General features: G+C 69.8%; 1 protein-coding gene. It reads left to right on the top strand.

Features of this window, described 5'->3' with window-relative positions; translation table 11 throughout:
- Positions 1 to 1,117: acyltransferase domain-containing protein (locus tag ACH4F2_RS36285; RefSeq protein ID WP_398136839.1), on the top strand; the 1,117-nt coding region annotated here is incomplete at both ends.

Consider the following 1,117-nt stretch of genomic DNA (forward strand, 5'->3'; position numbering starts at 1 on the left):
CCTCCGCCACACCGTCGACTTCCAGACCACCATCCACACCCTCCTCAACCACGGCCACACCACCTTCATCGAAACCAGCCCCCACCCCGTCCTCATCGCCGGGATCCGGGACATCGCCGACACGGCCGAGGCGAACATAGTGGCGACCGGATCTCTGCGTCGCGACCACGGAGGGCCGACGCAGTTCCTCGGCGCACTGTCGGAGCTGTTCGTGAACGGTGTGGCGACGGACTGGGCGGGTGTGTTCGCCGGGTCGGGTGCGCGTCGGGTGGATCTGCCGACGTATCCGTTCCAGCGGCAGCGCTTCTGGATCGAGCGGACCGCACCTGCCACCGCGCCGGTGACGGCAGCGGACGACGAGTTCTGGACGGCGGTCGAGCAGGAGGACACCCAGTCGCTCGCCACGGCCCTCGGACTCGAAGGCGAGCAACTGACCGAGCTGCTGCCCGCCCTGTCGGCCTGGCGCAGGCGCCGGCACGAACGGACCACACTCGAATCACTCCGCTACCGCACCGAGTGGAAACCACTGACCGGCAACCAGCCCACGGCCCTCACAGGCCCCTGGCTCGTCGTGGTCACCGACACCCAGACGGACCACGAATGGGTCCACGGCGTCATGGACACCCTCACCGCACACGGCGCCGAACCCTCACTGCTGGCCCTCGACGAAACCGACCTCGACCGCGCCGCCCTCACCGACCGGCTCCACGAGTCGGCACACACCGCCGGCGTCGTCTCACTGGTCGCCCTCGACCAACGACCACACCCCCACTTCGCATCCGTACCCATCGGCTACGCCCTGACGGTGCTCCTGTCACAGGCAATGGGCGACGCAGGTGTGGAGGCACGCCTGTGGAGTGTCACCCAGCAGGCGGTGCGGACGAGTGACACGGAGGTCGCCAGCGCGCCGGAGCAGGCTCTGGTGTGGGGTCTCGGCCGTGTCGTCGCCCTCGAACAGCCCCTGCACTGGGGCGGGTTGATCGACCTGCCGGCAGGTGTGGACGGACGGTCCCGCGCGCAGTTGGCCCGGGTGTTGTCCGGTGTGTCCGGCGAGGACCAGGTAGCCGTCCGGGCGGAAGGGGCCTACGGCCGCAGACTCGCCCACGCCCCCGCCCTC

It is taken from the genome of Streptomyces sp. NPDC017890 (assembly GCF_044328675.1).
Lineage (GTDB): Bacteria > Actinomycetota > Actinomycetes > Streptomycetales > Streptomycetaceae > Streptomyces.